This is a genomic window from Streptomyces sp. NPDC017936 (assembly GCF_044328485.1).
Taxonomy (GTDB): Bacteria; Actinomycetota; Actinomycetes; order Streptomycetales; family Streptomycetaceae; genus Streptomyces.
The window spans coordinates 332,734-358,867 of sequence record NZ_JBIRHK010000003.1; the positions used below are offsets into that span (position 1 = coordinate 332,734).

The following is a 26,134-nucleotide window of genomic DNA, read 5'->3' on the forward strand; positions in this document are numbered from 1 at the left end:
GTCCTCCACCATGCGTACGCTCTGTTCCTCGACCCTGATCGGCGAGTTCTTCATCATCGGCTTCGCCGGTCTGGTGGCCATGAAGGACCCCGACCTGTCCCTGTCCACGGTGTGGACGGTGTGCGGCATCGCCATGTTCCTGAGCGTGGTGCTGTGCGGCGTGGTCACCCGGCCCGGGGGCGTCGCCCTCGGCTGGGCCCTGCAGATCGCCCTGGTCGCGTCCGGCTTCTTCGTTCCGATGATGTTCGTCCTGGGGGTGCTCTTCGGGGCCCTGTGGTGGGCGTCGGTGCACTTCGGCCGCAAGATCGACGAGGCGAAGGCCCGCTTCGCCGCACAGGCCGGATCCTCCGCCGCTGACGCTGCGTGACAGGCGTCCGGACACGCCCTGTAACCTCGTCCCACCGCACACCGGCAGCAGAAGGAGTCCTCCCGTGAGCCAGCGCACCCTCGTCCTCCTCAAGCCCGACGCCGTCCGTCGTGGCCTGACCGGCGAGATCATCAGCCGTATCGAGCGCAAGGCCGGCTGGCGGATCACGGCGCTGGAGCTGCGCACGCTCGACCAGGACACGCTGGAGCAGCACTACGGCGAGCACAAGGGCAAGCCCTTCTACGAGCCGCTGGTGGAGTTCATGTCCTCCGGCCCGGTCGTGGCCCTGATCGTCGAGGGCGAGCGGGTCATCGAGGGCGTCCGCCAGCTGGCCGGTCCGACCGACCCGATCGCCGCCGCCCCCGGCTCCATCCGCGGCGACTACGGCGTCATCGTCCGCGAGAACCTGATCCACGCCTCCGACTCCGAGGAGTCCGCGGAGCGCGAGGTGAAGATCTTCTTCCCGGGCCGCGCGTAACCTCCCGGGGCGGGCGGGGAAGGATCCCGGGCCGGCCGGCGCCGGTCCCTCGGGACGGCGGGCCGCGGAGCGGTCGGGCCGGCGGGCCGCGGGTCCCTCGGGCCGGCGGGCGACGGGTCCGCCGGGACGGCGCGCCGCGCGTGCGGGCCGGCTGACCGCGCGGTCCGCCCCGCCCCCGCACGCTCCCCGTCCCGGGCCGCGTCCGGCAACGGAACGGCCTCGGTCGCGGATGTTTCGCGGATTTTTCTGACGGGTCGTCACCCCGCCTTCCCGTCCGGCCGGGGACGGCCGTACCTTTTCGGCCACCCTTTGACATATGCGTGCCGATCGGGGGAACGCATGCCCCCGATGGACCGTCTCCACAAGCGAGGCGCAGCGGCATCTGCTGACAATGGCGAAGACCCTCGCGCAGTGTCCGTGCAGGCGCGTTTACCATGTAAGCCTTCACGTCACAGCACCCACCTCGCCGACCTGAAAAGCCCTCAAAAGCTCACGGGAAGGCCAGTCGAATCCTGATGGGGAACTCAATGTCGTTCATCGGCCGTGACATGGCTGTCGACCTCGGGACCGCCAACACGCTGGTGTACGTCAGGGGTCGCGGGATCGTACTCAACGAGCCGTCGGTCGTCGCGATCAACACCAACACCGGTGGCATCCTCGCGGTCGGCGCCGAAGCCAAGAAGATGATCGGACGGACCCCTGGCAACATCGTCGCCGTGCGGCCGCTGAAGGACGGCGTCATCGCCGACTTCGAGATCACCGAGCGGATGCTCCGCTACTTCATCCTGAAGATCCACAAGCGGCGGTACCTGGCCAGGCCGCGGGTCGTCGTCTGCGTGCCCTCCGGCATCACCGGCGTCGAGCGCCGTGCCGTCATCGAGGCGTCGACGCAGGCCGGTGCCCGGCAGGTGCACATCATCGAGGAGCCCATGGCCGCGGCCATCGGATCCGGCCTGCCGGTCCACGAGGCCACGGGCAACATGGTGGTGGACATCGGCGGCGGCACCACGGAGGTCGCGGTCATCTCCCTCGGCGGCATCGTCACCGCCCAGTCCATCCGCGTCGCGGGCGACGAGCTGGACAACGCGATCATCCAGCACATCAAGAAGGAGTACAGCCTCCTCCTGGGGGAGCGGACGGCCGAGCAGATCAAGATCACCATCGGCTCGGCGTACGACCTCGACACCGACGAGCACACCGAGATCCGCGGCCGGGACCTCGTCTCCGGACTCCCCAAGACGGTCGTCATCTCCGCCGCGGAGGTGCGCAAGGCGATCGAGGAGCCGGTCAACGCCATCGTCGACGCCGTGAAGACCACCCTCGACAAGTGCCCGCCGGAGCTGTCCGGCGACATCATGGACCGCGGGATCGTCCTGACCGGCGGCGGCGCCCTGCTGCGCGGGCTGGACGAGCGGCTGCGGCGCGAGACCGGCATGCCGATCCACATCGCCGAGGACCCGCTGGACAGCGTGGCGCTCGGATCCGGCAAGTGCGTCGAGGAGTTCGAGGCGCTCCAGCAGGTGCTGGACGCCGCGCCCCGCAGATGACGTAACGCTTCGATTCCGCCGTACGAGACCACCGCCTCTCGTGCGGCGGATCGTTGATATGGAGGCATAAGATCCTCTGGAGATCATCGACAGCCTCCGAGCACCCGTACCGCGCCCCTCGGGTTCCCCAGGGGCTGTCCGAATTCCCGCATTCCTATGAGGAAGGGCACGGCCGCCGCACGTGAGGGACACACGAGAGAGCCGGCTGCTCCTGGTGCTGCTGGTCGCCGTCGCGTTCGCGTTGATCACGGTGGACATCCGTGGCGGAGAGGACTCCCCGGTCGACGGTGCCCGGCAGGCCGCGGCAGCGGTCTTCGGCCCGATCGAGGACGGGGTGTCCTCGGCGGTCGACCCGGTCGGCAACGCCGTCTCCGCGGTCCGCGATTCCGGCGAGCGGCACGACCGGATCGCGCAGCTGGAGAAGGAGAACGCGGCCCTCAAGGCGAAGCTCGGCAGCGACGACCGCGACCGCAGCCGCCTGGCCCAGCTCGACACGATGCTGCGGCTGGCCGGCGCCGGCCAGTACGGCATCAAGGGCGCCGAGGTCATCGCGATCGGAGCGGCCCAGGGCTTCTCCTGGACCGTCACCATCGACGTCGGCGCGAACGACGGCATCGAGCGGGACATGACCGTCCTCAACGGCGAGGGGCTCGTCGGGCGGGTGACGACGGTCGGGCCGAACACCGCCACCGTGCTCCTCGCCAACGACCCCGACTTCACCGTCGGCACCCGCATGGAGGCCGGCGACGAACTCGGCTTCGCCTCCGGACAGGGCGACCGCCCGCTGCGCGTCGAACTCCTCAACGGCAAGGCGGACGTGAAGAAGGGCGACCGGCTCGTCACCTTCGGCTCCCAGGGCGACAAGCCGTTCGTCCCCGGCGTCCCCGTCGGCGTGGTCTCCCGCGTCGACCCCTCCGGCGGCGACCTGACCCGCACCCTCTACGTCACGCCGTACGTCAGCTTCACCAAGCTCGACATCGTCGGTGTCGTCGTCGAGGCCCCGAAGAAGGACCCGCGCGACACCGTGCTCCCCGCGAAGCCGAAGCCGGTCCCCACGCCGACGGTGACGGTCACGGTCACCCCGAACGCGAACGAACCCGCCGACGGCCGAGAGCAAGAGCAGTAGGAGCTGACTACCCATGCGCGTCAACCGGATCCTGCTCTCCGTCCCGCTGGTCGTCGTCGCCCTGGTGATCCAGGTGAGCGTCCTCGCCCGCCTCCACCTGCCGGGCGCCGTCCCCGACCTGCTGCTGCTCACCGTCCTGGGCCTCGCGATGGTCTACGGCCACGTCGGCGGCGCCCTCATCGGCTTCGGCGCCGGACTGCTCGCCGACCTCGCCCCGCCCGCCGACCACGCGGCCGGCCGCTACGCCCTCGTGCTGTGCGTCATCGGCTACCTCGCCGGGCTCGTCAAGCCGGAGACCGGGCAGATCAAGTCGGCCACCGGCCCGATGGCCGTGGTCGTCGCCTCCGCGATCGGCTCCACGCTGCTGTACGCGGGCGTCGGCGCCCTCGTCGGCGACACCGCCGCCCGCCACGTCGGCCTCACCGGCCTGCTGTTCTCGGCGGCCCTGTACGACCTGCTGCTCGCCCCCTTCGTCGTCCCCGCCGTGATGTTCCTGGCCCGGCGCACCGAGAACGACCCGCTCGCCGAGACCAACTCGGCCAAGGCCGCCGACATCTCCTCCGGCTGGCTCGCCTCGGGCACCGGCCTGCGGATCGGCGGCCAGCGCAGCGGCCTGAAGCTGAGGGCGGCCCGTTCGCGGGTGGCCCGCGCCGGCCGGATCAAGGGGGTCAAGCGGCTGTGACCGCGGGCGCCCGCGCGCGGAGCGCGCCAGTGGACGGATCACCCGAACGGGGAGGATCCGGCGGAACGGGGCCGCACAGGCCGGTCGTTCATCATGCGTACGCGCACACGCGTCCCTCGTGCGCACCCACGTCCGCGCGCACCCGTTCGCGCACCGAGAGGGGGAGACAGCCGCAGTGACCAACATCCCCGAGACCGGACGGACCCCACGGGTCCAGATCCGGCTCGTCGTGATCCAGATCCTCGTCCTCTCCCTCCTCGGCACGCTCGGCGGCCGCCTGTGGTACCTCCAGATCCGCGAGGGCGCGGAGTACGCCAAGGAGGCCTCCGGCAACCACGTCCAGCAGGTCGTCGAGCCCGCCGTGCGCGGCTCGATCCTGGACGCGCGCGGTGTGCCGCTCGCCGACAACGAGACGCGGCTCGTCGTCTCCGCCTCCCGCACCGACCTGCTGAAGCAGAAGGACGACGGCAAGGCCGTCCTCACCAAGCTCGCGGGCGTCCTCGGCATGGCTCCCGAGGAGGTCGCGCAGAAGGTCCGGCTGTGCGACGCGAAGACCCCCCAGCCCTGCTGGAACGGCTCGCCGTACCAGCCCATCCCCATCACCGACGAGGCCACGCCCAAGCAGGCGCTGCAGATCCGTGAGCGCGCCGAGGACTTCCCCGGCATCACCGCCGAGCCCGAGGCCGTCCGCCGCTACGCGAGCCCGGGCAAGGCCAACACCGCCCAGGTCCTCGGCTACCTCTCCCCGGTCACCGACGAGGAGCTCACCAAGGCCCAGGACACCGACTCACCCTTCCTGCGCTCCGACCAGGTGGGCCGCAGCGGCCTGGAGCGCGAGTACGACAAGGAACTGCGCGGCAAGGCCGGCGTCACCCGCTACGAGGTCGACAACCTCGGCCGGGTCATCGGCCAGGCCGAGGCCACCCCGGCCGAGCCCGGTTCCAACCTCGTCACCAGCATCGACGCCCGCGTGCAGCGCGTCGCCGAGTACGAGCTGAACGAGGCGATGAAGGAAGCCCGCAAGCAGCTCGACCGCAACACCGGGGTGAACTACAAGGCCGACGCCGGCGCCGTCGTCGTGATGGAGGCCAAGACCGGCCGCGTCGTCGCCATGGCGTCCAACCCGACCTACGACCCGAACGCCTGGGTGGGCGGCATCTCCGCCAAGGACTACAAGAAGCTGACCGGGAAGTCGTCCAACTACCCGCTGCTCAACAGGGCCATACAGGGTCAGGCGGCACCCGGCTCGATCTTCAAGGTGGTCTCCACGGCCGCCGCCGTCCAGGCCGGCTACGACTTCGACGGCCGCTACGACTGCTCCAGCTCGTACTCGGTCGGCGGCCAGGTCTTCAAGAACTTCGAGTCCCAGAACCACGGCCCGATCAGCCTGGGCCGCGCCCTGGAGGTCTCCTGCGACACCGTCTACTACCGCTTGGCGCACGCCCAGTGGCAGAAGGACGGCGGCATCGACCCGAAGAAGAAGCCGAACGACTACTTCTTCAAGGCGGCCCACCAGTTCGGCCTCGGCGAGGAGACCGGCATCGACCTGCCCAACGAGGTCTCCGGCCGGGTCCCCGACCGCCAGTGGAAGCAGGCGTACTGGGAGGCCAACAAGGACGCCTGGTGCAAGTCGGGGAAGAAGGACGGCAGTTACGTCGAGAAGATCGCGTACGAGAACTGCCTCGAGGGCAACAAGATGCGCGCCGGTGACGAGATCAACTACTCCATCGGCCAGGGCGACACCCTCGTGACCCCGATCCAGATGGCCACCATCTACGCGGCCATCTCCAACGGCGGCACGCTGTACGACCCGACGGTCGGCAAGGCGATCGTCAGCGCCGACGGCAAGCAGGTCACGGAGATCGAGCCGCGGTCGCACGGCAAGCTGCCGGTCACCAAGCAGACCCTGGCCCAGATGGACGAGGCGCTCGAGGGCGTGGCCACCCGCGGTACCGCCGCCTGGCGCTTCGGCGGCTGGCCGCAGGACGAGATCCCGATGCACGCCAAGACCGGCACCGCGGAGGTCTACGGCAAGCAGACGACGTCCTGGTTCGCCACGTACACCAAGGACTACGCGATCGTGATGACGATCTCCCAGGGCGGTACGGGTTCCGGGGCCTCCGGCCCGGCCGTGCGGAACATATACGACGCGTTGTACGGCGTCTCCGACGACGGCACGATCAACAAGAAGAACGCGCTGCTGCCCACCCCGCAGAAGGCCCTGCCGAAGGTGAGGACGGACGGGACCATCGCGTCCCCGAAGATCTCCAAGGACCCGGCCAAGGAGCAGCAGGCCTCCCAGAAGGCCACCGAGGAGGGCGGGCCCACGGCCGACGGGACGCAGCCCGCGGCGACCGTGGCCTCGCCCGAGGCGGAGAACCGTGACACCCGGCGGCGGCGACGGCGCGGGCGAGGAAGCCGGAGGAAGTGCACATGACCGGCGCGAACAGCTTCTCCGTCTCCGGGTACGGACCCGAGCGGGCCGGCTGGACGCGGCTCTTCGCCCGCGACTCGATGGCCCGGCGCCTGGACTGGCCGATACTCCTGGCGGCCCTGACGCTGTCGCTGATCGGCTCGCTCCTGGTCTACTCGGCGACCCGCAACCGCACCGAGATCAACCAGGGCGATCCGTACTACTTCCTGGTCCGGCACCTGATGAACACCGGCATCGGGTTCGCCCTGATGATCGGCACGGTCTGGCTCGGCCACCGCACCCTGCGCAACGCCGTGCCGGTGCTGTACGGGCTGTCGGTCCTGCTCATCCTGCTGGTGCTCACCCCGCTCGGCTCCACCGTGAACGGCGCGCACTCCTGGATCGTGCTGGGCGGCGGCTTCTCGCTGCAGCCCTCGGAGTTCGTGAAGATCACGATCATCCTGGGCATGGCGATGCTGCTGGCGGCGCGGGTGGACGCGGGCGACAAGCCCTATCCCGACCACCGCACGGTGCTCCAGGCGCTCGGTCTGGCCGCCGTGCCCATGCTGATCGTGATGCTCATGCCCGACCTCGGGTCGGTGATGGTCATGGTGATCATCGTGCTGGGGGTGCTGCTCGCCTCCGGCTCCTCCAACCGCTGGGTCTTCGGACTGCTCGGCGCGGGCGCGGTCGGCGCGATCGCCGTGTGGCAGCTGCACATCCTGGACGAGTACCAGATCGCCCGCTTCGCGGCCTTCGCCAACCCCAGCCTCGACCCGGCGGGCGTCGGCTACAACACCAACCAGGCCCGGATCGCCATCGGCTCGGGCGGGCTGACCGGGGCCGGGCTGTTCCACGGCTCGCAGACCACCGGCCAGTTCGTCCCCGAACAGCAGACGGACTTCGTGTTCACGGTGGCGGGCGAGGAGCTGGGCTTCGTCGGCGGCGGTCTGATCATCGCCCTGCTCGGCGTCGTCCTGTGGCGCGCCTGCCGCATCGCCCGGGAGACCACCGAGCTGTACGGCACCGTCGTCGCGGCCGGCATCGTCGCCTGGTTCGCCTTCCAGTCCTTCGAGAACATCGGCATGACCCTGGGCATCATGCCGGTCACGGGTCTTCCCCTGCCGTTCGTGTCGTACGGCGGCTCGTCGATGTTCGCGGTGTGGGTGGCGGTCGGGCTGCTGCAGTCGATCCGGGTGCAACGGCCGATGTCGGCGTAGGCTTCCGCCGGCCCGGCGGTGGCTGCCTCTGCCGTGCCGGCACCCCTGCCACTAGATTCGGTTCATGGCGGAGACGAAACGCGAGATCGAGCGCAAGTACGAATCCAGCGGCGGTGAGCTGCCCGACCTGACCGGCGTGGCCGGGGTCGCGGCCGTCCTCGACCAGGGCGTCGTCGAACTGGACGCCACCTACTACGACACCGCCGACGCCCGGCTCGCCGCCGCCTCGCTCACCCTGCGCCGCCGCACCGGCGGCTCGGACGCGGGCTGGCACCTGAAGTTCCCCGTGTCCCCGGGCGTCCGCGACGAGATCCGCGCTCCGCTGTCCGACACCGTCCCGCGCGCCCTCGCCGGACTCGTCCGCTCCCGCGCCCGGGACGCCGCACTGCTGCCGGTGGTCCGGCTGCGCTCCGCCCGGGACGTCCGCCACCTCGTCGACGGAGAGGGCCGGCTGCTCGCCGAGGTGAGCGCGGACGCCGTACGGGCGGACCGGCTGACCGGGCGGGGCGGTTCCGCCCGGTGGACCGAGATCGAGGTCGAACTCGCCGACGGCGGCGACCCCGCCTTCCTCGACACCGTGGAGAAACGGTTGCGCCAGGCGGGCCTACGGCCGTCCGCGTCGCCGTCGAAGCTGGCGCGGGCGCTGGTGGAGACCGACCCCGGGCGGAAGAAGGAGAAGCGAGAGGGGAGGGGGAGGCGGGCCGGGGGGAAGAACGGCGAGACCGGCGGCCGGGCGAAGGGCGCGAAGGACCGGGAGCCGGGGAACGGGAAGGCGGCGCAGGCGCTCGCCGGCGCACCTACCACCGGTGATGCCGGGAGCCCTTCCGGCGGACCGGTGACCGCCGGGGACCACGTCCTCGCCTACCTGCGCGCCCAGCGCGACGCCCTGGTCGAGCTGGACCCGGCCGTCCGCCGGGACCTCCCCGACTCCGTGCACCGCATGCGCGTCGCCACCCGCCGTGCCCGCAGCGCCCTGCGCTCCTTCGCCCGGGTCCTCGACCGCTCCGTCACCGACCCGATCGGCGAGGAACTGAAGTGGCTCGCCGGGGAGCTCGGCGTGGACCGCGACCAGGAGGTGCTCACCGAACGGCTGACGGCCGCCCTGGACGAGCTGCCGCGCCCGCCGGCCGCCGGCCCCGTCCGCAACCGCCTGCGCACCTGGGCACGGGCGCGCAGCGGCGGTTCGCGCCGCCGCCTGATCGCCGTACTGGACGGCAAGCGGTACCTGGCGCTGCTGGACGCGCTGGACCGGCTGGTGGACGACCCGCCCCTGCTGCCGGCCGCCGCCGGCGAGCCGTCGAAGGTGATCGCCAAGGCCGTCCGCAAGGACGTCGGACGGGTGGCCGCGCTGATCGAGGAAGCGCTCGGGCAGCCGCCCGGGACCGGACGGGACGTGGCGCTCCACGAGGCCCGCAAGAAGACCAAGCGCACCCGCTACGCGGCGGAGGCCGCGGTCCCGGCGCTCGGCGGGCCGGCCGCCGGCCTGGTCCGGCTGGCGAAGTCCCTGCAAGGCCTGCTCGGCGACCACCAGGACAGCGTGATGGCCCGCGAGGCACTGCGCGACCTGGCCGGCCAGGCCCATGCGGCGGGGGAGAGCGCGTTCACCTACGGGCTGCTGTACGGCCGTGAGGAAAGACGGGCCGAGCTGGTGGAGGCGGCGCTGCCGGAGGCGTGGGCGACGGTCAGCCGGGCGATCGAGGTCTGAGAGCGCCTCCGACCGGGTTACGCTTGATGGTCACCCTCCCCCAGCCTCCGGCCGGGGGTGCCCCCAGTCAGCTCACGAAAGTTCCCCCGATGTCTGTCGAGTCGGTGTTCCCGCAGCTCGAAGCCCTGCTCCCGCATGTGCAGAAGCCGATCCAGTATGTGGGCGGCGAGCTGAACTCCACCGTCAAGCCCTGGGACGACTGCGACGTCCGCTGGGCGCTGATGTACCCGGACGCGTACGAGGTCGGCCTGCCCAACCAGGGCGTCATGATCCTCTACGAGGTCCTGAACGAGCAGGAGGGCGTCCTCGCCGAGCGCACCTACAGCGTGTGGCCGGACCTGGAGGCCCTGATGCGGGAGCACGGCGTCCCGCAGTTCACGGTGGACAGCCACCGGCCGGTGAAGGCGTTCGACGTGTTCGGGCTGTCCTTCTCCACCGAGCTCGGCTACACCAACATGCTCGCCGCCCTGGACCTGGCGGGCATCCCGCTGGAGTCCCGGGACCGCACGATCGACGACCCGATCGTCCTCGCCGGCGGCCACGCCGCCTTCAACCCGGAGCCGATCGCCGACTTCATCGACGCGGCGGTCATCGGCGACGGCGAGCAGGCCGTGCTCGACATGACGCGGATCATCCGTGAGTGGAAGGCGCAGGGCCGCCCCGGCGGCCGCGAGGAGGTCCTCCTCCGCCTGGCGAAGACGGGCGGGGTGTACGTCCCGGCGTTCTACGACGTCGAGTACCTGCCGGACGGCCGGATCGCGCGCGTCGTGCCGAACACGTCGGGCGTGCCGTGGCGCGTGTCCAAGCACACGGTCATGGACCTGGACGAGTGGCCGTACCCCAAGCAGCCGCTGGTCCCGCTGGCCGAGACGGTCCACGAGCGCATGTCGGTCGAGATCTTCCGCGGCTGCACCCGGGGCTGCCGCTTCTGCCAGGCCGGCATGATCACCCGTCCGGTGCGCGAGCGCTCCATCACGGGCATCGGCGACATGGTCGAGAAGGGCCTGAAGGCGACCGGCTTCGAGGAGGTCGGCCTGCTGTCGCTGTCCTCCGCCGACCACAGCGAGATCGGCGAGGTCGCCAAGGGCCTGGCGGACCGCTACGAGGACGACAAGATCGGCCTCTCGCTGCCCTCCACCCGGGTGGACGCCTTCAACATCGACCTGGCCAACGAGCTGACCCGCAACGGCCGCCGCTCGGGTCTGACCTTCGCCCCCGAGGGCGGCTCGGAGCGCATCCGCAAGGTCATCAACAAGATGGTCTCCGAAGAGGACCTGATCCGCACGGTCGCCACCGCCTACGGCAACGGCTGGCGGCAGGTGAAGCTGTACTTCATGTGCGGTCTGCCGACGGAGACCGACGACGACGTCCTCCAGATCGCCGACATGGCGACGCACGTCATCCAGAAGGGCCGCGAGGTCTCCGGCTCGAACGACATCCGGTGCACGGTGTCGATCGGCGGCTTCGTGCCCAAGCCCCACACGCCCTTCCAGTGGGCCCCGCAGCTCTCCGCGGAGGAGACGGACGCCCGCCTGGAGAAGCTCCGGGACAAGATCCGCGGCGACAAGAAGTACGGCCGCTCGATCGGCTTCCGGTACCACGACGGCAAGCCCGGCATCGTCGAGGGCCTGCTCTCCCGCGGCGACCGCCGGATCGGCGCGGTCATCCGGGCCGTCTACGACGACGGCGGCCGCTTCGACGGCTGGCGCGAGCACTTCTCGTACGACCGCTGGATGAGCTGCGCCGACAAGGCGCTGGCCCCGTTCGGCGTGGACGTCGACTGGTACACCACCCGTGAGCGCACCTACGAGGAGGTCCTGCCCTGGGACCACCTCGACTCCGGCCTGGACAAGGACTGGCTCTGGGAGGACTGGCAGGACGCCCTCGACGAGACGGAGGTCGAGGACTGCCGCTGGACGCCGTGCTTCGACTGCGGTGTCTGCCCCGCGATGGACACGCACATCCAGATCGGGCCGACCGGCAAGAAGCTGCTGCCGCTGACGGTGAAGCAGCCTGCGGGGAGTGGGCACAGCCACTGACCTGCGGTCATGAGCTGCGAGGGGTGTGCGGAGGGCCGGTCGACCGGCTCTTCGCACACCCCTTCGGCGTGGGGGTGTTCCGTCAGGTGGCCGGGACGGCTGTGCCGCTGTTGACCGCGAGGGCGGTGGGCTGAAGGTTGACCCTCACCCAGGGCTGGGGGAGGCCCTGTGGGGTGTTGCAGTTCAGGGTGGCGTTGGGCTGGGTGTTCTGCTGGGTGCAGGTGGTCTCCCAGACCTGGCCCGTGGTGGTGATGACGTCGAACTTGATGGGGTCCGCGTCGTTCTGGCTGTGGGCGTTGAGGCCGATGGCGCACGCGAAGCCGACGGGGTCACCCTCCGAGTCCACGCCCCCCGCCGGGTAGTTGGGGTGCGTGCTGAGATCGGTCCACAGGAAGGGGTGGGCGGTGGAGCCCCGGAGGTCTCGGATACCCGCGAAGGCTCGCGTGTCGAAGAGGGCGGCCCGGAGCTCGAAGTTGTTCGAGTCCTGCGCCGCGTCGAGGTCGATGCACGGGCCGGTGGCACCCGTGGCTCCCGTCGCTCCGGTGGCACCGGTTGCTCCGGTGGCACCGGTTGCTCCGGTGGCACCGGTTGCTCCGGTGGCGCCGGTTGCTCCGGTGACTCCCGCCCCCGTGGCTCCGGTGGCCCCCGTGGCTCCGGTGGCCCCCGTGGCGCCGGTTGCTCCTGTGGCACCCGTCGCACCTGTGGCTCCGGTGGCCCCCGTGGCTCCGGTGTTCCCTTGCGGGCCGGTCGGGCCCTTGCACTGGTCCTTGTTGTCGTCGGCCGTCCTCGTCGCACCGGTTATCTGATGGTTCGGCTCGTCCCTGCACTGGTCGTCGCCGTCGGCGGCCGTCGCGTGCGCGTGGCCGGCCACGCTCCGTGCCGCGGCGGCCGCCGGACCGGCCACCCCGACGGCCATGACCAGCGCGAGCGAGGCCAGCGTCCCCGCCTTCCTGAGCCTGTCCCGTGCCAGCGGCCCAAGCGGCGAGGACGTCCCGGACTCACGACTCATCCCATGCTCCTTGTCTCGACCGGTTCGGGTGATGTCCCGAACCTGAGGGCGAGCCTCGCCGGACGGGAGAGGGCGGGCACCACGACTGGTCCGAACGCGCGCATATGTAGACAGATCTGATTAATTCATGCGTGCTGATGGGTTGTTTTCCTGCCTTCCGTGACGCTTTGGTCGTGTGGAGGGAACCGAGGAGGGGCGGTTCGTGCCACCTTGACGCCCGTGAAGCAGCAGACCCTGTGCTTGTGCATGATCGTCAAGAACGAGTCGGCCGTGATCGAACGCTGCCTGGACTCCGTGCGCCCCCTCATCGACCACTGGGTGATCTCGGACACCGGTTCGACGGACGGCACGCAGGACCTGATCCGCAAGGTACTGGACGGCATTCCGGGGGAACTCCTCGAGGAACCCTGGGTCGACTTCGGACACAACCGGACCAGCAACATCCAGCATGCCCGCGGCAAGGCCGACTACCTGCTCACCCTCGACGCCGACCACGTGATGCGCCAGGACGCCCCGCTGCCGCCGCTGACGGCGGGCTCCTACATGCTGCGCTACGACTCCCCGGGCACCCAGCACCGGTTCAAGCACCTCATGCGGGGCGACTGGCTCTGGCGCTACGAGGGGGTGACCCACGAATACCCGTGCACCGACGAGCCCGACACCCAGGAGAACCTGGACGCGCTCGTCATCGAGGATCACGCGGACGGCGGCTGCCGCGGCGACAAGTTCGAACGCGACGCACGTCTGCTGCGGGCCGAACTGGAGCGAGACCCCGCCAATCCGCGCACCGTCTTCTACCTGGCCAACACCGAACGCGACCTGGGCCACCCGGACGAGGCGATCGCGCTGTACGAGCGACGGGCGGCGCTGGGCGGCTGGGCCGAGGAGGTCTACTGCTCGCTCCTGGAGTCCGGGATCCTCAGGGCGGAGAAGACCGACGACTGGCCGGGGGCCATGGACGCCTTCTCCCGGGCCTGGGAGGCGCGCCCCCAACGGCTGGAGGCCTGCTACGAGTTGGCGTCACGACTGCGCCTGCGGGGCCGCTACCGCACGGCGTACGCCCTCCTCGGCGCGGTCGTCGGCGGAGGGGAGCCGGACGACGTGCTCTTCACCAGCCCCTGGGTGTACCGGTGGGGTCTGCTCTTCGAGTTCTCCATCGCCGCTCACTGGGTGGGCGACCACGTCGGCTCCGTGCGCGCGTGCGACATGCTGCTGGCCATGCCGGACCTGCCCGATCCGATCCGCCGCCAGACCGAGGCGAACCGCGCGTTCTCGGCCCCGCACGTCGCCGCCCTCTCCCCGCCGGCCGCCCCCGTGCGCCGGCCGAAGGCGTCCCGGGCCGGGAAGGCGGGCCGCGGTCGCAAGAAGTGAGCGGACGCGCAGGTGGGGGCGTGCATCCAGGACGGCGGCTTCGGCGTCTACAGCGGTATGAACACGCAGAAGCCGCCCGCCGAGGCACGCCCCCGCCGGCCCGGACAGCAGAGCCCCGAGGGGTGTCTCGTCGTCGCGATCCGGCTGCCCGTGCGGATCGTCGTGCTCCTGCTGGTCGTGCCCGTGCGGATGGCGTGGGACGCTCTCGTCGTCACCGGCCGCTTCCTGAACGACACGGTGCTGCGTCCCGTCGGCCGGGCCCTGCTGTGGCTGGGCGAGGCCCTGGTCGTCCGGCCCCTCGTCGGCCTGTGGCGCCACGCCGTCGTCCCCGTCGGCAGGGCGCTCGCCCGGCTGGGGAACGCGCTGGTCGTCGTCCCTGTGGTGTGGTGCCACCGGTACGTCCTCACCCCCGTCGGCCACGCCGTGGCCCGGCTGGCCCGCGGGACCGGCGCGGTGCTGGGGTGGCTCCACGCGCGCGTGCTGACCCCCGTCGGCGCCGGCCTCCTCGCGGTGCTGACCTGGCTGGGGCGGTACCTGGTCCTCGTCCCCGCGAGTCGGCTGTACGAGTGGATCCTCGTGCCCGCGGGACGGGCGATCGCCTGGTGCGCGCGGGGTGTGGGACTGGTCCTCGCCCTGCTCGTCACCGGGCTCGGCCGGATCCTGTACTGGACCGCCCGCGTCCTCTTCGTCCTCCCCGCGCTCGTGTCGTGGCGCTGGGTGCTCGCGCCCGTCGGCCGCTTCCTCGGCCTCGTCGGACGGGAGGTGTGGGACGCCCTCGGGCACGCGTGGCGCGTCGCGGGGCACGTCTCGCTCGTCGTCGGACGGTTCCTGGGGACGCTCTTCCGGTGGATCTTCGTGGAGCCGGTGCGCTGGGTGTACCGCACCGTGCTGACCCCGGTCGGACACCTCGTCCGCGGCACCGTGCTGCGCCCCGCCGCCGCGGCCGCCCGTGCCGTGGGCCGGGTCTCCCGCCAGGCCCTGACCGGCGCCCGGGAGTCCGTGCGGCAGGCACGCGCCGACGTCCGGCGGATGCTCTTCGGGGAGCCCCGGGAACGGGAGGCCGAGGCCCGCGGGGAACCTTCCGGCCGCGGGACACGTACTCTTGGTGGCAGGACGACCGCACTCACGAAGGACTGAACGACACTGGGCAAGCGACAGCCCGAAGGCCCGCCGCCCGCACCCGCGGTGCAGCGCATCCGACTGCGCTACACCAAGCGCGGCCGCCTCCGGTTCACCAGCCACCGTGACTTCCAGCGTGCCTTCGAGCGCGCGTTGCGCCGTGCCGAGGTGCCGATGGCGTACTCGGCGGGGTTCACGCCGCACCCGAAGGTGTCGTACGCCAATGCCGCACCCACCGGCACGGGCAGTGAGGCGGAGTACCTGGAGATCGCGCTCACCGCGGCGCGTGACCCGGAGAAGCTGAGAGTCCTCCTCGACGAGTCGCTGCCCACCGGGCTCGACGTCGTCGACGCGGTCGAGGCCCGGACCCCGGGGCTCGCCGACCGGCTGACGGCCTCCGTGTGGGAGCTGCGGCTGGACGGCGTGGACCCGGCCGACGCCGGCCGCGCGGTGGACGCCTTCAACGAGGCCGACACCGTCGAGGTCCAGCGCATGACCAAGAACGGCGTCCGCACCTTCGACGCCCGCTCCGCCGTCGTGCGGCTGGAAACGCACTCTCCACAGGCTGATAGGCCTATCGACCAGCCCTGTGCGATACTGCGGCTGGTTGTTCGGCACGTGACGCCTGCCGTACGACCCGACGACGTCCTGTCCGGTCTCCGCGCCGTGGCCGACCTGGCGCCGCCGGTCCCCGCAGCGGTGACCAGGCTGGCGCAGGGGCTGTTCGATGAAGAGACCGGCGCGGTGACCGACCCGCTCGCGCCCGACCGCGAGGCAGCCGAGGCCCTTTCGACGGCCGATCCGACTGCCGCCGCGACGGCGCCGGCGTAAGGAAGGTTCCGCACCGGGACGGACGTCGTAGCGCCGCCCTCGTACTCGGGAGCCACCTGGGTCGGGCAGCGCACCGACCAGAAGACTTTCGCCAGGCCGTACGCAACATGGCGTACGGAACCGGCGAGACAGGACACAGAGAGCTCCCGTGCGGCGGCCGCGCCCCGGACGGCGGCACCGCGCACAGCGCGAGCCGCGGACGTCAACGGTGATCGACGATGTCGACGCCGGACCAGGTGCGGCGCCCGGGAGCCTGACGGGAGACACACCCGCATGCTCGAGCCGACCGAACCCGCAGAGTCCGTGACGGACTCCGAATCGAACACCCCGAGCGACACCCTGCCGCCGCGTCGTCGGCGCCGTGCCGCTTCCCGCCCGGCCGGTCCGCCGGCCGCCTCCGCCGACACCCCGGCCGAGACCGTCGCCCCGGCCATACCGCCCGCCGCCGATCTGACGGCGGAGGACGACGAGGCGACGACGGACGAGACCTCCGAGGCCGCCGAGACCTCCGAGGCCGTCGCGACCCCGGAGACGGACAAGGCCGCCGAAGCGGCGCCTACGCGGCCGCGCAGGCGTGCCACCCGCCGGGCCTCCGCGCCGGCCGGGGCTCCGGCGTCCGCCGAGGCCGCCGAGACGGTCGTGCCGGCGGCGGCCGCCGAAGCACCGGAGCCGGTCGCGGAGATCGCCTCCGCCGAGGAGAGCGCGGCCGTCGTCGAGGACGCCGCTCCGCGCCGCACCCGCCGCCGCGCCACCCGACGCGTGTCCGCGCCCGCCGGGGCCACGACGTCGGCCGAGGAGGCCGCCGGGACCGTGGTGTCCGCGGCCGCCGCCGAGACGCCCGCCGAGGCCGCCGCGGAGCCCGCCCCCGAGGCCGCCGTGGAGGCCGCCCCCGCGCGACCGCGCCGACGTGCCACCCGCCGGGCCACCGCGCCCACCGGAGCGCCGCAGGCCGCCGAAGCCGCCGCCGAGACCGTCGTGGCCGCCGAAGCCGCGGAGAAGCCGGCGAGCGTCGAGCCGGAGGCGCCGGCCGAGGCCCCCGCCGCCGAGGCTCCCGCCGCCGAGGAGGCCGCTCCGCGCCGCACCCGTCGCCGCGCCACCCGACGCGTGTCCGCGCCCGCCGAGGCCGGCGAGGTCACCGCGGCGGTGGAGACCCCCGCGGCCGAGGCGCCCGCGCCCCAGGCCGCCGAGGCCGCCGCCGCCCAGGCCCCCGAGACGGCCGCCACCGAGGAGGCCGCGCCGCGCCGTGGGCGCCGGCGGGTCGTCCGCCAGGCCGCCGTCGGCTTCTCCGAGCCCGCGCGTCCGGCCGGCGAGGAGGGCGAGACGCCGCGGCGTCCCGCGCGTCCCTCGGTCGCCGTGTTCCAGGCCCCCGTGTTCACCGAGCCCAGGTTCCAGACGCCGGAGCGCGCGGCGGCCGAGGCCGCGGCCGCCGAGGCGGAGACCGCCGAGCCCGTCGAGGCCGTCGAGGCCGTCGAGGAGTTCCCCGAGGAGCAGGCCGGCTCGCGCCGCCGCCGTCGGCGCCGGGGCGCCGGACAGGGCGAGGAGAGCGCCGAGGCCGTGCGCGGCGCCGCCGCGCCCGCCGCCGAGGAGGAGCCGGAGCCCGAGGAGCCCGAGGAGGCCGACGAGGCCGCCGAGGACGTCGCCGAGGGTGACGAGGAGACCGAGGAGGGCGGTTCGCGCCGCCGTCGCCGCCGGGGCGGCCGCCGTCGCCGTCGCGGTGAGTCCGCCGAGGGCGAGGCCGGCGACGCCGAGGCCGACGAGCTCGCCGTCGAACAGGCCGAGCAGGACGCCGAGGACACCGCCGAGCAGGAGGAAGAGGACGCCGAGGAGGAGCACGCCGACGAGAGCGGCGGCTCCACCGCAGGCAGCCGCCGTCGCCGTCGCCGTCGCCGCAGGGCCGGGGACGCCCCCGCCGACGCCGAGCCGGGCGAGGGCGACCCGGAGCGCACGGTCGTCAAGGTGCGCGAGCCGCGCAAGGCGAGCGAGCCGTCCGACGAGGTGCAGTCCATCAAGGGCTCGACCCGTCTGGAGGCCAAGAAGCAGCGCCGCCGGGAAGGCCGTGAGCAGGGCCGCCGGCGCGTCCCGATCATCACCGAGGCCGAGTTCCTGGCCCGCCGCGAGGCCGTCGAGCGCGTGATGGTCGTGCGCCAGCACGGCGAGCGCACCCAGATCGGCGTGCTCGAGGACGGCGTGCTGGTCGAGCACTACGTCAACAAGGAGCAGTCGACCTCGTACGTCGGCAACGTCTACCTGGGCAAGGTCCAGAACGTGCTGCCGTCGATGGAGGCCGCCTTCATCGACATCGGCAAGGGACGCAACGCCGTCCTGTACGCCGGCGAGGTCAACTTCGAGGCGCTGGGCATGGCCAACGGGCCGCGCCGCATCGAGGCCGCCCTGAAGTCGGGCCAGTCGGTCCTCGTGCAGGTCACCAAGGACCCGATCGGACACAAGGGCGCCCGTCTGACCAGCCAGGTCTCCCTCCCGGGCCGCTACCTCGTGTACGTGCCCGAGGGCTCGATGACCGGCATCAGCCGCAAGCTGCCCGACACCGAGCGGGCCCGGCTGAAGACCATCCTCAAGAAGATCGTCCCCGAGGACGCGGGCGTCATCGTGCGCACCGCCGCCGAGGGCGCGAGCGAGGACGAGCTGCGCCGTGACGTCGAGCGGCTCCAGGCGCAGTGGGAGGACATCAAGAAGAAGGCCAAGAGCGGCAACGCCCCGACGCTGCTGTACGGCGAGCCGGACATGACCGTCCGGGTCGTGCGGGACATCTTCAACGAGGACTTCTCCAAGGTCGTCGTCAGCGGCGACGACGCCTGGTCGACGATCCACGGCTACGTCTCGCACGTCGCGCCGGACCTGGCCGAGCGGCTGTCCCGGTGGACGTCCGAGGTCGACGTCTTCGCCACGTACCGGATCGACGAGCAGCTCGCCAAGGCGCTGGACCGCAAGGTCTGGCTGCCCAGCGGCGGTTCGCTGGTGATCGACCGGACCGAGGCGATGGTCGTCATCGACGTCAACACCGGCAAGTTCACCGGTCAGGGCGGCAACCTCGAGGAGACGGTCACCAGGAACAACCTGGAGGCGGCCGAGGAGATCGTGCGCCAACTGCGGCTGCGCGACCTCGGCGGCATCATCGTGATCGACTTCATCGACATGGTGCTGGAGTCCAACCGGGACCTGGTCCTGCGGCGCCTCCTGGAGTGCCTGGGCCGGGACCGCACCAAGCACCAGGTCGCCGAGGTGACCTCGCTGGGGCTCGTGCAGATGACCCGCAAGCGGGTCGGCCAGGGGCTGCTGGAGTCCTTCTCCGAGACCTGCGTGCACTGCAACGGGCGGGGGGTCATCCTCCACCTGGACCAGCCGTCCGCCGCCGGTGGCGGCGGCAAGCGCAGGAAGCGCGGGCGCGGCGGGGACGGGCAGGTCGTCGAGCACGAGCACGAGGTGCTGCCCGCCGAGACCGCGGTGTCCGTCGCCGAGGAGGCCGAGAGCGAGGCCGAGGTCGCCGCCGAGGTGGCCGCGCCGGTCGCGCTCCAGGCGCCCGACTTCGCGCCGGACGAGGAGCTGTACAGCAGCGTCGCCGAGGCGGAGGCCGCCGCCTCGCGCGGACGCGGCCGGCGCCGGGCGAGCCGGCGGGCGTCGGCTCCGGCGGGCGCGCCCAGGGGCGGTGCCGCGCGGAAGGAGGCCGTCTCCGAGGAGCCGGCGCAGGTGTCCGCGGCGGTTCCCACGGCGCAGGACGTCACCCCCGAGGAGGAGGCCGCGCTTCCGGTGCAGCAGGCCGAGGCCGTCGCCGCACAGGCCGCGCCGGTCGCGGTCGAGGACCCGGTCGTCGAGGCTCCGGCCGCCGAGGAGGCCGCGCCCAAGGGCCGTACGCGGCGCCGGGCCACCCGCAAGGTGTCCGCGCCGGCCGGTTCGCCCGCCGGGGCGGAGGCGGCCGTGGTGACGGTCGCCGAGTCCGCTCCGGTGGAGCAGCCCGCCGAGGCCGCTGCCGAGGCCGAGGCCGAGGTGCAGGCCGTCGCCGAGCCGGTCGCCGAGAGCGCGGCTCCGGCCCGCCCGCGGCGCCGTGCCGTGCGCAAGGCCACCGCGCCCACCGCGTCCGAGGAGACGGCCGTCGTGGTCGTCCCCGCGGCCGCGGCGGAGGCTCCGGCGGAAGCCGCGGTCCAGGCCCCTGCCGGTACCCCGGCCGAGGCCGCCGTGGAGGTCCCGGCCGCCGAGGCGGGCGAGGAGGCGGCGGAGGCCGCTCCGGCCAAGAAGGCGGCCGCCCGCAAGACGGCGAAGAAGACCACCGCGAAGAAGGCCGCCACCAAGAAGACCGTCGCCAAGAAGACCGTCGCCAAGAAGACGGCCGCGAAGAAGACCGCGGCCAAGAAGACGACGGCGAAGAAGGCGGCCACGGCGGCGTCGAAGAAGACGGCGGCGGCGCAGCAGAGCGCGCCGTCCGTCTCGGCCACGACCGAGGACTGAGCGGTCCTGCCGACCGCGCACGATCGGTGCGCCGGCGCGGCGCGGGGCACCCGGTGCGACACCGGGCGCCCCGCGCCGCGGCCTGCGTCGCCCGCCGTTCACGGGCGGGTTACCCTGTGTCTCGCTCGTGGTACAGGGCACCCGTCGGGAGGGTTTCACTGTGGTAACCCTGGGGAAGATCGCCGTGCCCGTGCTGGTAACGTGAACTGCGGTCTCGGTGGCCACAGCCATGCGCACCGTGACCGCAGCCGAACCGCACGTCCGGTCCCACAGCCCGGATACGGCTGTCTTCCCGCAAGGAACCCTCGGGGGCGGGGTCCTGTGTACAAGCCGTTCGCCCGCCCACAGGCAGCGGTGAACACCCAGGGATACGGCCGTGCCGGGTTCGACGCGGCCCCTTCCCGACCATGCACGACGCGCCTTCGAGGTCGCCGTAGAGGAGGGGATGTCGAATGACCGACGCCCATGAGTTCATACCGGCCGCCAAGCCTGTGATCGACGAGGAGGAGATCGAGGCCGCGGTGCGCGTGCTGCGCAGCGGCCGGGTCGTCCAGGGTCCTGAGGTGGCCGCCTTCGAGGAGGAGTTCTCGGAGCTGGTCGACGGACGTCACTGCGTCGCGGTCAACTCGGGCACCTCCGCGCTGCACCTGGCCCTGATGGCGCTCGGCATCGGCCCGGGCGACGAGGTCATCGTGCCGTCGTTCTCCTTCGCGGCCTCCGCCAACGTGGTGCGGCTGGTCGGCGCCGACGCCGTCTTCGCCGACATCGAGGCCGACACGTTCTGCCTGGACCCGGCGGCCGTCGAGGCGGCCATCACCCCGCGCACCGCGGCGATCATGCCGGTCCACCTGTACGGCCACCCGGCCGCGATGGACCGGATCATGGCGATCGCCGCCCAGCACGGGCTCGCCGTGGTCGAGGACGCCTGTCAGGCTCACGCCGCCGCGCTGCACGGCACCCCGGTGGGCGCCTTCGGCGCCGCGGGCACCTTCAGCTTCTACCCGACGAAGAACATGCACAGCCTCGAGGGCGGCATGATCAGCACGGCCGACGCGGAGGTCGCCCGGACCCTGCGCCTGCTGCGCAACCAGGGCATGGAGCAGCGCTACGCCAACGAGATCGTCGGCGCCAACGTCCGCATGACGGACGTCTCCGCGGCGATCGGCCGGGTGCAGCGCAAGAAGCTCGCCGACTGGACCGAGCAGCGCATCGCCAACGCCGCGTACCTCACCGAGCACATCACCGCGGCCAACGTCGTCACGCCCAAGGTCGCCGAGGGCGCGCGGCACATCTACCATCAGTACACCGTGCGCATCCGGGGCGACCGTGACGCGGCCATGGCCAAGCTGACCGAGGCCGGGATCGGCAACGCGGTGTACTACCCGACCCCGATCCACCGGCTGAAGCCGTTCTGGGAGCCGGACCAGAAGGCCGGCCGCACCTGGGACCTGCCGGAGACGGAGCGCGCGGCCGCCGAGGTCGTCTCGCTGCCCGTCCACCCGGCCCTGTCCGCGCAGGACCTGGAGCGCATCGTGACCGCCGTGAACGCGCTGGGAGAGCAGCTGTGAGCAAGCCGCTGCGGGCCGGACTCGTCGGCCTCGGTTCGATGGGGCGTCACCACGCCCGGGTCCTGTCCGGACTGGACGGCGTCGAACTGGTCGGCGTCGTCGACCCGATGGGCGACAAGTTCGGCGCCGCGCAGGGCGCGCCGGTCCTGGACACGGTGCGGGAGCTCATCGCCCTCGGCGTCGACTACGCCGTCGTGGCCTGCCCGACCCACCTGCACGAGGAGGTCGGCCTGGCGCTCGCCGAGGCCGGCGTCTGCGCGCTGATCGAGAAGCCGGTCGCCGACACGGTCGAGGGCGCCCGCCGGCTCGTCGAGGCGTTCGAGTCGCGCGGCCTGGTGGCCGGCGTCGGTCACATCGAGCGGTGCAACCCGGCCCTGCGCTCCCTGCGCGCCCGCCTGGAGGCCGGCGAGCTGGGCGACGTCTACCAGGTCGTCACCCGCCGCCAGGGGCCGTTCCCGCACCGCATCGCGGACGTCGGCGTGGTCAAGGACCTGGCCACGCACGACATCGACCTCACCGGCTGGGTCACGGGCCGCCAGTACGTGTCCATCGCCGCGCACACCGTCTCCAAGAGCGGTCGTGAGCACGAGGACATGGTCTCGGCGGTCGGCCGCCTGGACGACGGCACCATGGTCAACCACCTGGTCAACTGGCTGAGCCCGCTCAAGGAGCGGTTCACGTCGGTCACCGGTGAGCGCGGCTGCTTCATCGCCGACACCCTCACCGCGGACCTGACCTTCCACTCCAACGCCGCGGTGACCACCGAGTGGGAGGCGCTCCAGGCCTTCCGCGGGGTCTCCGAGGGCGACATGATCCGCTACGCCATACCGAAGCGCGAGCCGCTCCTGGTCGAGCACGAGCTCTTCCGGGACGCCGTGCTCGGCAAGGCCGCCGACATCTGCACCCTGCGTCAGGGCATGCGCACCGTCGAGGTCGCCGCCGCGGTGCTGCAGTCGGCGTCGGACAACCGCAGCGTGTCCCTTCAGCCGGAGGACCTGGCCGCTCATGGCAGCTGAGCTTCACCCATCGGGGGAACGGTGCGGGCTCGGCGGGACTCCTATGTTCTGTGAGACCTTCCCCGCAGGACCCAGCCGGCCGCCGGCTGTCGGAGACCAGGAGCCGGAGAATGAGTGCTGCGCCTGACGTCAGCGTCATCGTCGCCGTCTACAACACGATGCCCTACCTGACGGAGTGCCTGAACTCGCTCCTGGGACAGAGCATCGGGCGGGACCGGCTGGAGATCGTCGCCGTCGACGACGGCTCCACCGACGACAGCGGCCGCGAACTCGACCGGTTCGCGGCGCTGTACCCGGACACGGTCAAGGTCATCCACCAGCCCAACTCCGGCGGTCCCGCCGCGCCCAGCAACCGGGCGCTGGAGGTGGCCACGGGCCGGTACGTGTACTTCGTCGGCTCCGACGACTACCTCGGCGAGGAAGCCCTCGAGCGCATGGTGAAGTGCGCCGACAAGAACGACTCGGACGTCGTCGTCGGCAAGATGGTCGGCACCAACGGCCGGTACGTCCACCAGGCGCTGTACAAGGAGAACGCCGCGGACGTCAGCCTGTACGACTCCGCGCTGCCGTTCACCCTGGCCAACACCAAGCTGTTCCGGCGCGACCTGGTCGAGAAGCACAAGCTGCGCTTCCCCGAGCACATGCCCGTGGGCAGCGACCAGCCGTTCACCATCGAGGCGTGCGTGCGCGCGCGGCGGATCTCGGTGGTGGCCGACTACATCTGCTACTTCGCGGTCAAGCGCGGTGACGCCAGCAACATCACCTACCGCGCCGACCACCTGGCGCGGCTGCGGTGCGCGGCGGAGATCATGGACTTCACGGCCGGCCTCATCGAGGCGGGCCCGGACCGTGACGCCGTGCTGCGCCGCCACTTCACCTGGGAGCTGGCCAAGCTCGTCCAGGACGACTTCCCGGTGCTGGACCGCGAGTTGCAGCGGCAGATCTGCGCGGGCATCGCGCGGCTCGCCGACGCCTACTTCACCGACGGCATCCGCGACGCGATGGACGTCAAGCGCCGGGTGCGGATCGCGCTGGCGCACGCCGGGGCCGTCGACGAGCTGGCCGAGGCGATCAGCTCCGAGCGGGAGCACGGGGCGCCGCCGTTCGTCGCCGAGGGCGAGCTGGCCTACGCCCGCTACCCCGGCTTCCGAGACCCGCGCATCGGCCTGCCCGACCGCACCTACCGACTGCTCGGCGAGTCGGTCCCGGGCCGGCTCGCCGCGGGCACCGTGCTGCTCGCCTCCGGCTGGGAGCAGCAGGACGAGAGCCTCGCCTACACGGCCTCCGTGCGGGTGCCGGTCGTCGGCGACACCGGGACGGCCCGGCCCGTGCTGCGGCTCGCCAAGGGCGCCATGCCCAAGTCGGCCGACAAGCCGGGCGCGCGCCGGCTCAAGGCCGGGCACCCGCTGCCGCCGGTCGTCGGCGAGATGCGGGTGGAGCCCGCCCAGGACGGCGCCGCGAGCGTGCTGCACGCGCGGGTGCCGCTGGACCACGTCACCGCCAAGCGGGGCGTCCGGGTCTACGTGGACCTCGGCGGCCGGACGTACGAGATCCCGGTGCGTGGCGAGGGGCTGCCCATGCCGCTGGCCCGCCTGTGGGGGCCGGCCGGGGACCCGTACCGGGCGTCGGCGGTGGTGAACGACAAGGGACGTGTGGTCATCGACACGGCCCAGCTGTATCCCTCGAAGAGGACACTGGTCCGGCAGGCGTTCGAGCGCCTGCTCCGGAAGCTGAAGTCCGGTGCCGGCCGCCTGAAGCGGGCCGGCGCCAAGAAGCTCAAGCCGAACGGTGCCAAGAAGCCGGCCGGTTCCAAAAGGAAGTAGCGACCCTCCATGAACATCTGTGTAGTAGCGCTCGGCAAGATCGGGCTTCCGCTGGCGGTGCAGTTCGCCTCCAAGGGCCACCGGGTCATCGGCGCGGACGTCAACGAGAAGGTCGTCGAGCTGGTCAACGCCGGCGTCGAGCCGTTCCCCGGCGAGCACGACCTCGACGTCAAGCTCAAGCAGGCCGTCGACGCCGGGCTGCTGAGCGCGACGACGGACACCGCCGCCGCGGTCGCCGAGTCCGAGGCCGTCGTCGTGGTCGTGCCGCTGTTCGTCGACGCCGAGGGCGTGCCGGACTTCGGCTGGATGGACTCCGCGACCAAGGCGATCGCCCGGGGTCTCAAGCCGGGCACGCTCGTGTCGTACGAGACCACGCTGCCGGTCGGCACCACCCGCACCCGCTGGGCGCCGATGCTGGCCGAGGGCTCCGGCCTGACCGCCGGCGAGGACTTCCACCTGGTCTTCTCCCCGGAGCGCGTCCTGACCGGCCGGGTCTTCGCCGACCTGCGCCGCTACCCGAAGCTGGTCGGCGGCATCGACGAGGCCTCGACGCGGCGCGGTGTGGAGTTCTACGAGCAGGTGCTCGACTTCGACGAGCGCGCCGACCTGCCCCAGCCGAACGGCGTGTGGGACCTGGGCACCGCGGAGGCCTCCGAGCTCGCCAAGCTCGCCGAGACCACCTACCGGGACGTCAACATCGGTCTGGCCAACCAGTTCGCGCGGTTCGCCGACAGCAACGGCATCGACGTCAAGAAGGTCATCGAGGCCTGCAACTCGCAGCCCTACAGCCACATCCACCAGCCGGGCATCGCCGTCGGCGGCCACTGCATCCCGATCTACCCGCGGATGTACCTGTGGAACGACCCGGCCGCGACGGTCGTGCGCTCCGCCCGCGAGGCGAACGCCGCGATGCCGGAGTACGCCGTCGACCTGCTGGCCGCCGCCTACGGCGACCTGACCGGCGTGAACGTGCTCGTGCTGGGCGCCGCCTACCGCGGTGGCGTCAAGGAGACCGCGTTCTCCGGCGTCTTCCCGACCGTCGAGGCGCTCAAGGCGCGCGGCGCCGTCCCGTTCGTCTCGGACCCGATGTACACGGCCGAGGAACTGGCGGCGCACGGCCTGACCCCGCACGACGGCGAGAAGGTCACCGCGGCGATCCTGCAGGCCGACCACGCCGAGTACCGCTCGCTGACGCCGGCCGACCTGCCGGACGTCACCGTCCTGGTCGACGGTCGCCGGACGACCGACCCGGAGGCCTGGAAGGGCGTCCGCCGGGTCGTCATCGGCGGCTGAGTCCGGCTGGACGCTCGTACGCGAACAACCTCATGGCCCCGCCCCCGCATCCCCGGGGCGGGGCCC

18 protein-coding genes are annotated in these 26,134 nt (G+C 72.2%); 17 read left to right on the forward strand and 1 reads right to left on the reverse strand.

What is annotated here, in order from left to right; all coding sequences use genetic code 11:
- The first annotated feature begins 10 nt into the window (after nt 1–10).
- From ACH4F6_RS08115 to ACH4F6_RS08155, 9 genes are all read left to right on the forward strand, one after another.
- Entirely contained in the window at nt 11–367 is a 357-nt protein-coding gene (locus ACH4F6_RS08115) for a DUF4233 domain-containing protein (RefSeq protein ID WP_397959071.1), read from the forward strand.
- A gap of 64 nt (nt 368–431) precedes the next feature.
- On the forward strand, nt 432–845 hold the full coding sequence (gene ndk / locus ACH4F6_RS08120) for a nucleoside-diphosphate kinase (protein ID WP_397959072.1): 414 nt from the start codon (nt 432–434) through the stop codon (nt 843–845).
- 527 nt (nt 846–1,372) lie between these two features.
- The gene (locus ACH4F6_RS08125) at nt 1,373–2,392 is read left to right on the forward strand and encodes a rod shape-determining protein (protein WP_110628156.1); all 1,020 of its coding nucleotides are present in this window, start codon (nt 1,373–1,375) and stop codon (nt 2,390–2,392) included.
- 181 nt (nt 2,393–2,573) lie between these two features.
- Nucleotides 2,574–3,518 (forward strand): rod shape-determining protein MreC, encoded by a 945-nt coding sequence (gene mreC / locus ACH4F6_RS08130; RefSeq protein ID WP_397959073.1) that lies wholly within the window; start codon nt 2,574–2,576, stop codon nt 3,516–3,518.
- A 13-nt stretch (nt 3,519–3,531) separates the two neighbouring features.
- Nucleotides 3,532–4,200 (forward strand): rod shape-determining protein MreD, encoded by a 669-nt coding sequence (gene mreD, locus ACH4F6_RS08135; protein WP_397959074.1) that lies wholly within the window; start codon nt 3,532–3,534, stop codon nt 4,198–4,200.
- 175 nt (nt 4,201–4,375) lie between these two features.
- On the forward strand, nt 4,376–6,637 hold the full coding sequence (gene mrdA / locus ACH4F6_RS08140) for a penicillin-binding protein 2 (protein WP_397959075.1): 2,262 nt from the start codon (nt 4,376–4,378) through the stop codon (nt 6,635–6,637).
- Nucleotides 6,634–7,833: a rod shape-determining protein RodA gene (gene rodA / locus ACH4F6_RS08145; RefSeq protein WP_397959076.1), complete on the forward strand. Its 1,200-nt coding sequence runs from the start codon at nt 6,634–6,636 to the stop codon at nt 7,831–7,833. The genes mrdA and rodA overlap by 4 nt, the downstream gene beginning before the upstream one ends.
- Nucleotides 7,834–7,897: 64 nt before the next feature.
- A complete protein-coding gene (locus ACH4F6_RS08150) occupies nt 7,898–9,538 on the forward strand; it encodes a CHAD domain-containing protein (protein ID WP_397959077.1) in 1,641 nt (546 codons plus the stop codon).
- Nucleotides 9,539–9,627: 89 nt separating this feature from the next.
- Nucleotides 9,628–11,577: a TIGR03960 family B12-binding radical SAM protein gene (locus ACH4F6_RS08155; RefSeq protein WP_397959078.1), complete on the forward strand. Its 1,950-nt coding sequence runs from the start codon at nt 9,628–9,630 to the stop codon at nt 11,575–11,577.
- An 82-nt stretch (nt 11,578–11,659) separates the two neighbouring features.
- Here the strand turns inward: ACH4F6_RS08155 and ACH4F6_RS08160 are convergent, their stop codons facing one another.
- The gene (locus ACH4F6_RS08160) at nt 11,660–12,586 is read right to left on the reverse strand and encodes a hypothetical protein (RefSeq protein WP_397959079.1); all 927 of its coding nucleotides are present in this window, start codon (nt 12,584–12,586) and stop codon (nt 11,660–11,662) included.
- A gap of 219 nt (nt 12,587–12,805) precedes the next feature.
- Here ACH4F6_RS08160 and ACH4F6_RS08165 point away from each other — a divergent pair, with 219 nt between their 5' ends.
- The 8 genes from ACH4F6_RS08165 (at nt 12,806) to ACH4F6_RS08200 (ending at nt 26,068) form a co-directional block, all read left to right on the forward strand.
- Complete coding sequence (locus ACH4F6_RS08165; protein WP_397959080.1) at nt 12,806–13,957, forward strand: glycosyltransferase; 1,152 nt, start codon at nt 12,806–12,808, stop codon at nt 13,955–13,957.
- 57 nt (nt 13,958–14,014) lie between these two features.
- Nucleotides 14,015–15,094 carry a hypothetical protein gene (locus ACH4F6_RS08170; RefSeq protein ID WP_397959332.1) on the forward strand — a complete coding sequence of 360 codons (1,080 nt, stop codon included), beginning with the start codon at nt 14,015–14,017 and terminating at the stop codon, nt 15,092–15,094.
- Nucleotides 15,095–15,142: 48 nt separating this feature from the next.
- Nucleotides 15,143–15,907 carry a TIGR03936 family radical SAM-associated protein gene (locus ACH4F6_RS08175; RefSeq protein ID WP_397959081.1) on the forward strand — a complete coding sequence of 255 codons (765 nt, stop codon included), beginning with the start codon at nt 15,143–15,145 and terminating at the stop codon, nt 15,905–15,907.
- Nucleotides 15,908–16,180: 273 nt separating this feature from the next.
- Nucleotides 16,181–20,368: a ribonuclease E/G gene (locus tag ACH4F6_RS08180; RefSeq protein ID WP_397959082.1), complete on the forward strand. Its 4,188-nt coding sequence runs from the start codon at nt 16,181–16,183 to the stop codon at nt 20,366–20,368.
- Nucleotides 20,369–20,820: 452 nt separating this feature from the next.
- Nucleotides 20,821–21,936, forward strand: coding sequence for a DegT/DnrJ/EryC1/StrS family aminotransferase (locus ACH4F6_RS08185; protein WP_397959083.1), 1,116 nt, complete (start codon nt 20,821–20,823; stop codon nt 21,934–21,936).
- Complete coding sequence (locus ACH4F6_RS08190) at nt 21,933–22,952, forward strand: Gfo/Idh/MocA family protein (RefSeq protein WP_397959084.1); 1,020 nt, start codon at nt 21,933–21,935, stop codon at nt 22,950–22,952. Before ACH4F6_RS08185 ends, ACH4F6_RS08190 begins: the two co-directional genes overlap by 4 nt.
- Nucleotides 22,953–23,062: 110 nt before the next feature.
- Nucleotides 23,063–24,775: a glycosyltransferase family 2 protein gene (locus tag ACH4F6_RS08195; protein ID WP_397959086.1), complete on the forward strand. Its 1,713-nt coding sequence runs from the start codon at nt 23,063–23,065 to the stop codon at nt 24,773–24,775.
- Nucleotides 24,776–24,784: 9 nt separating this feature from the next.
- The gene (locus tag ACH4F6_RS08200) at nt 24,785–26,068 is read left to right on the forward strand and encodes a nucleotide sugar dehydrogenase (protein ID WP_397959088.1); all 1,284 of its coding nucleotides are present in this window, start codon (nt 24,785–24,787) and stop codon (nt 26,066–26,068) included.
- The last annotated feature ends 66 nt before the right edge of the window (nt 26,069–26,134 follow it).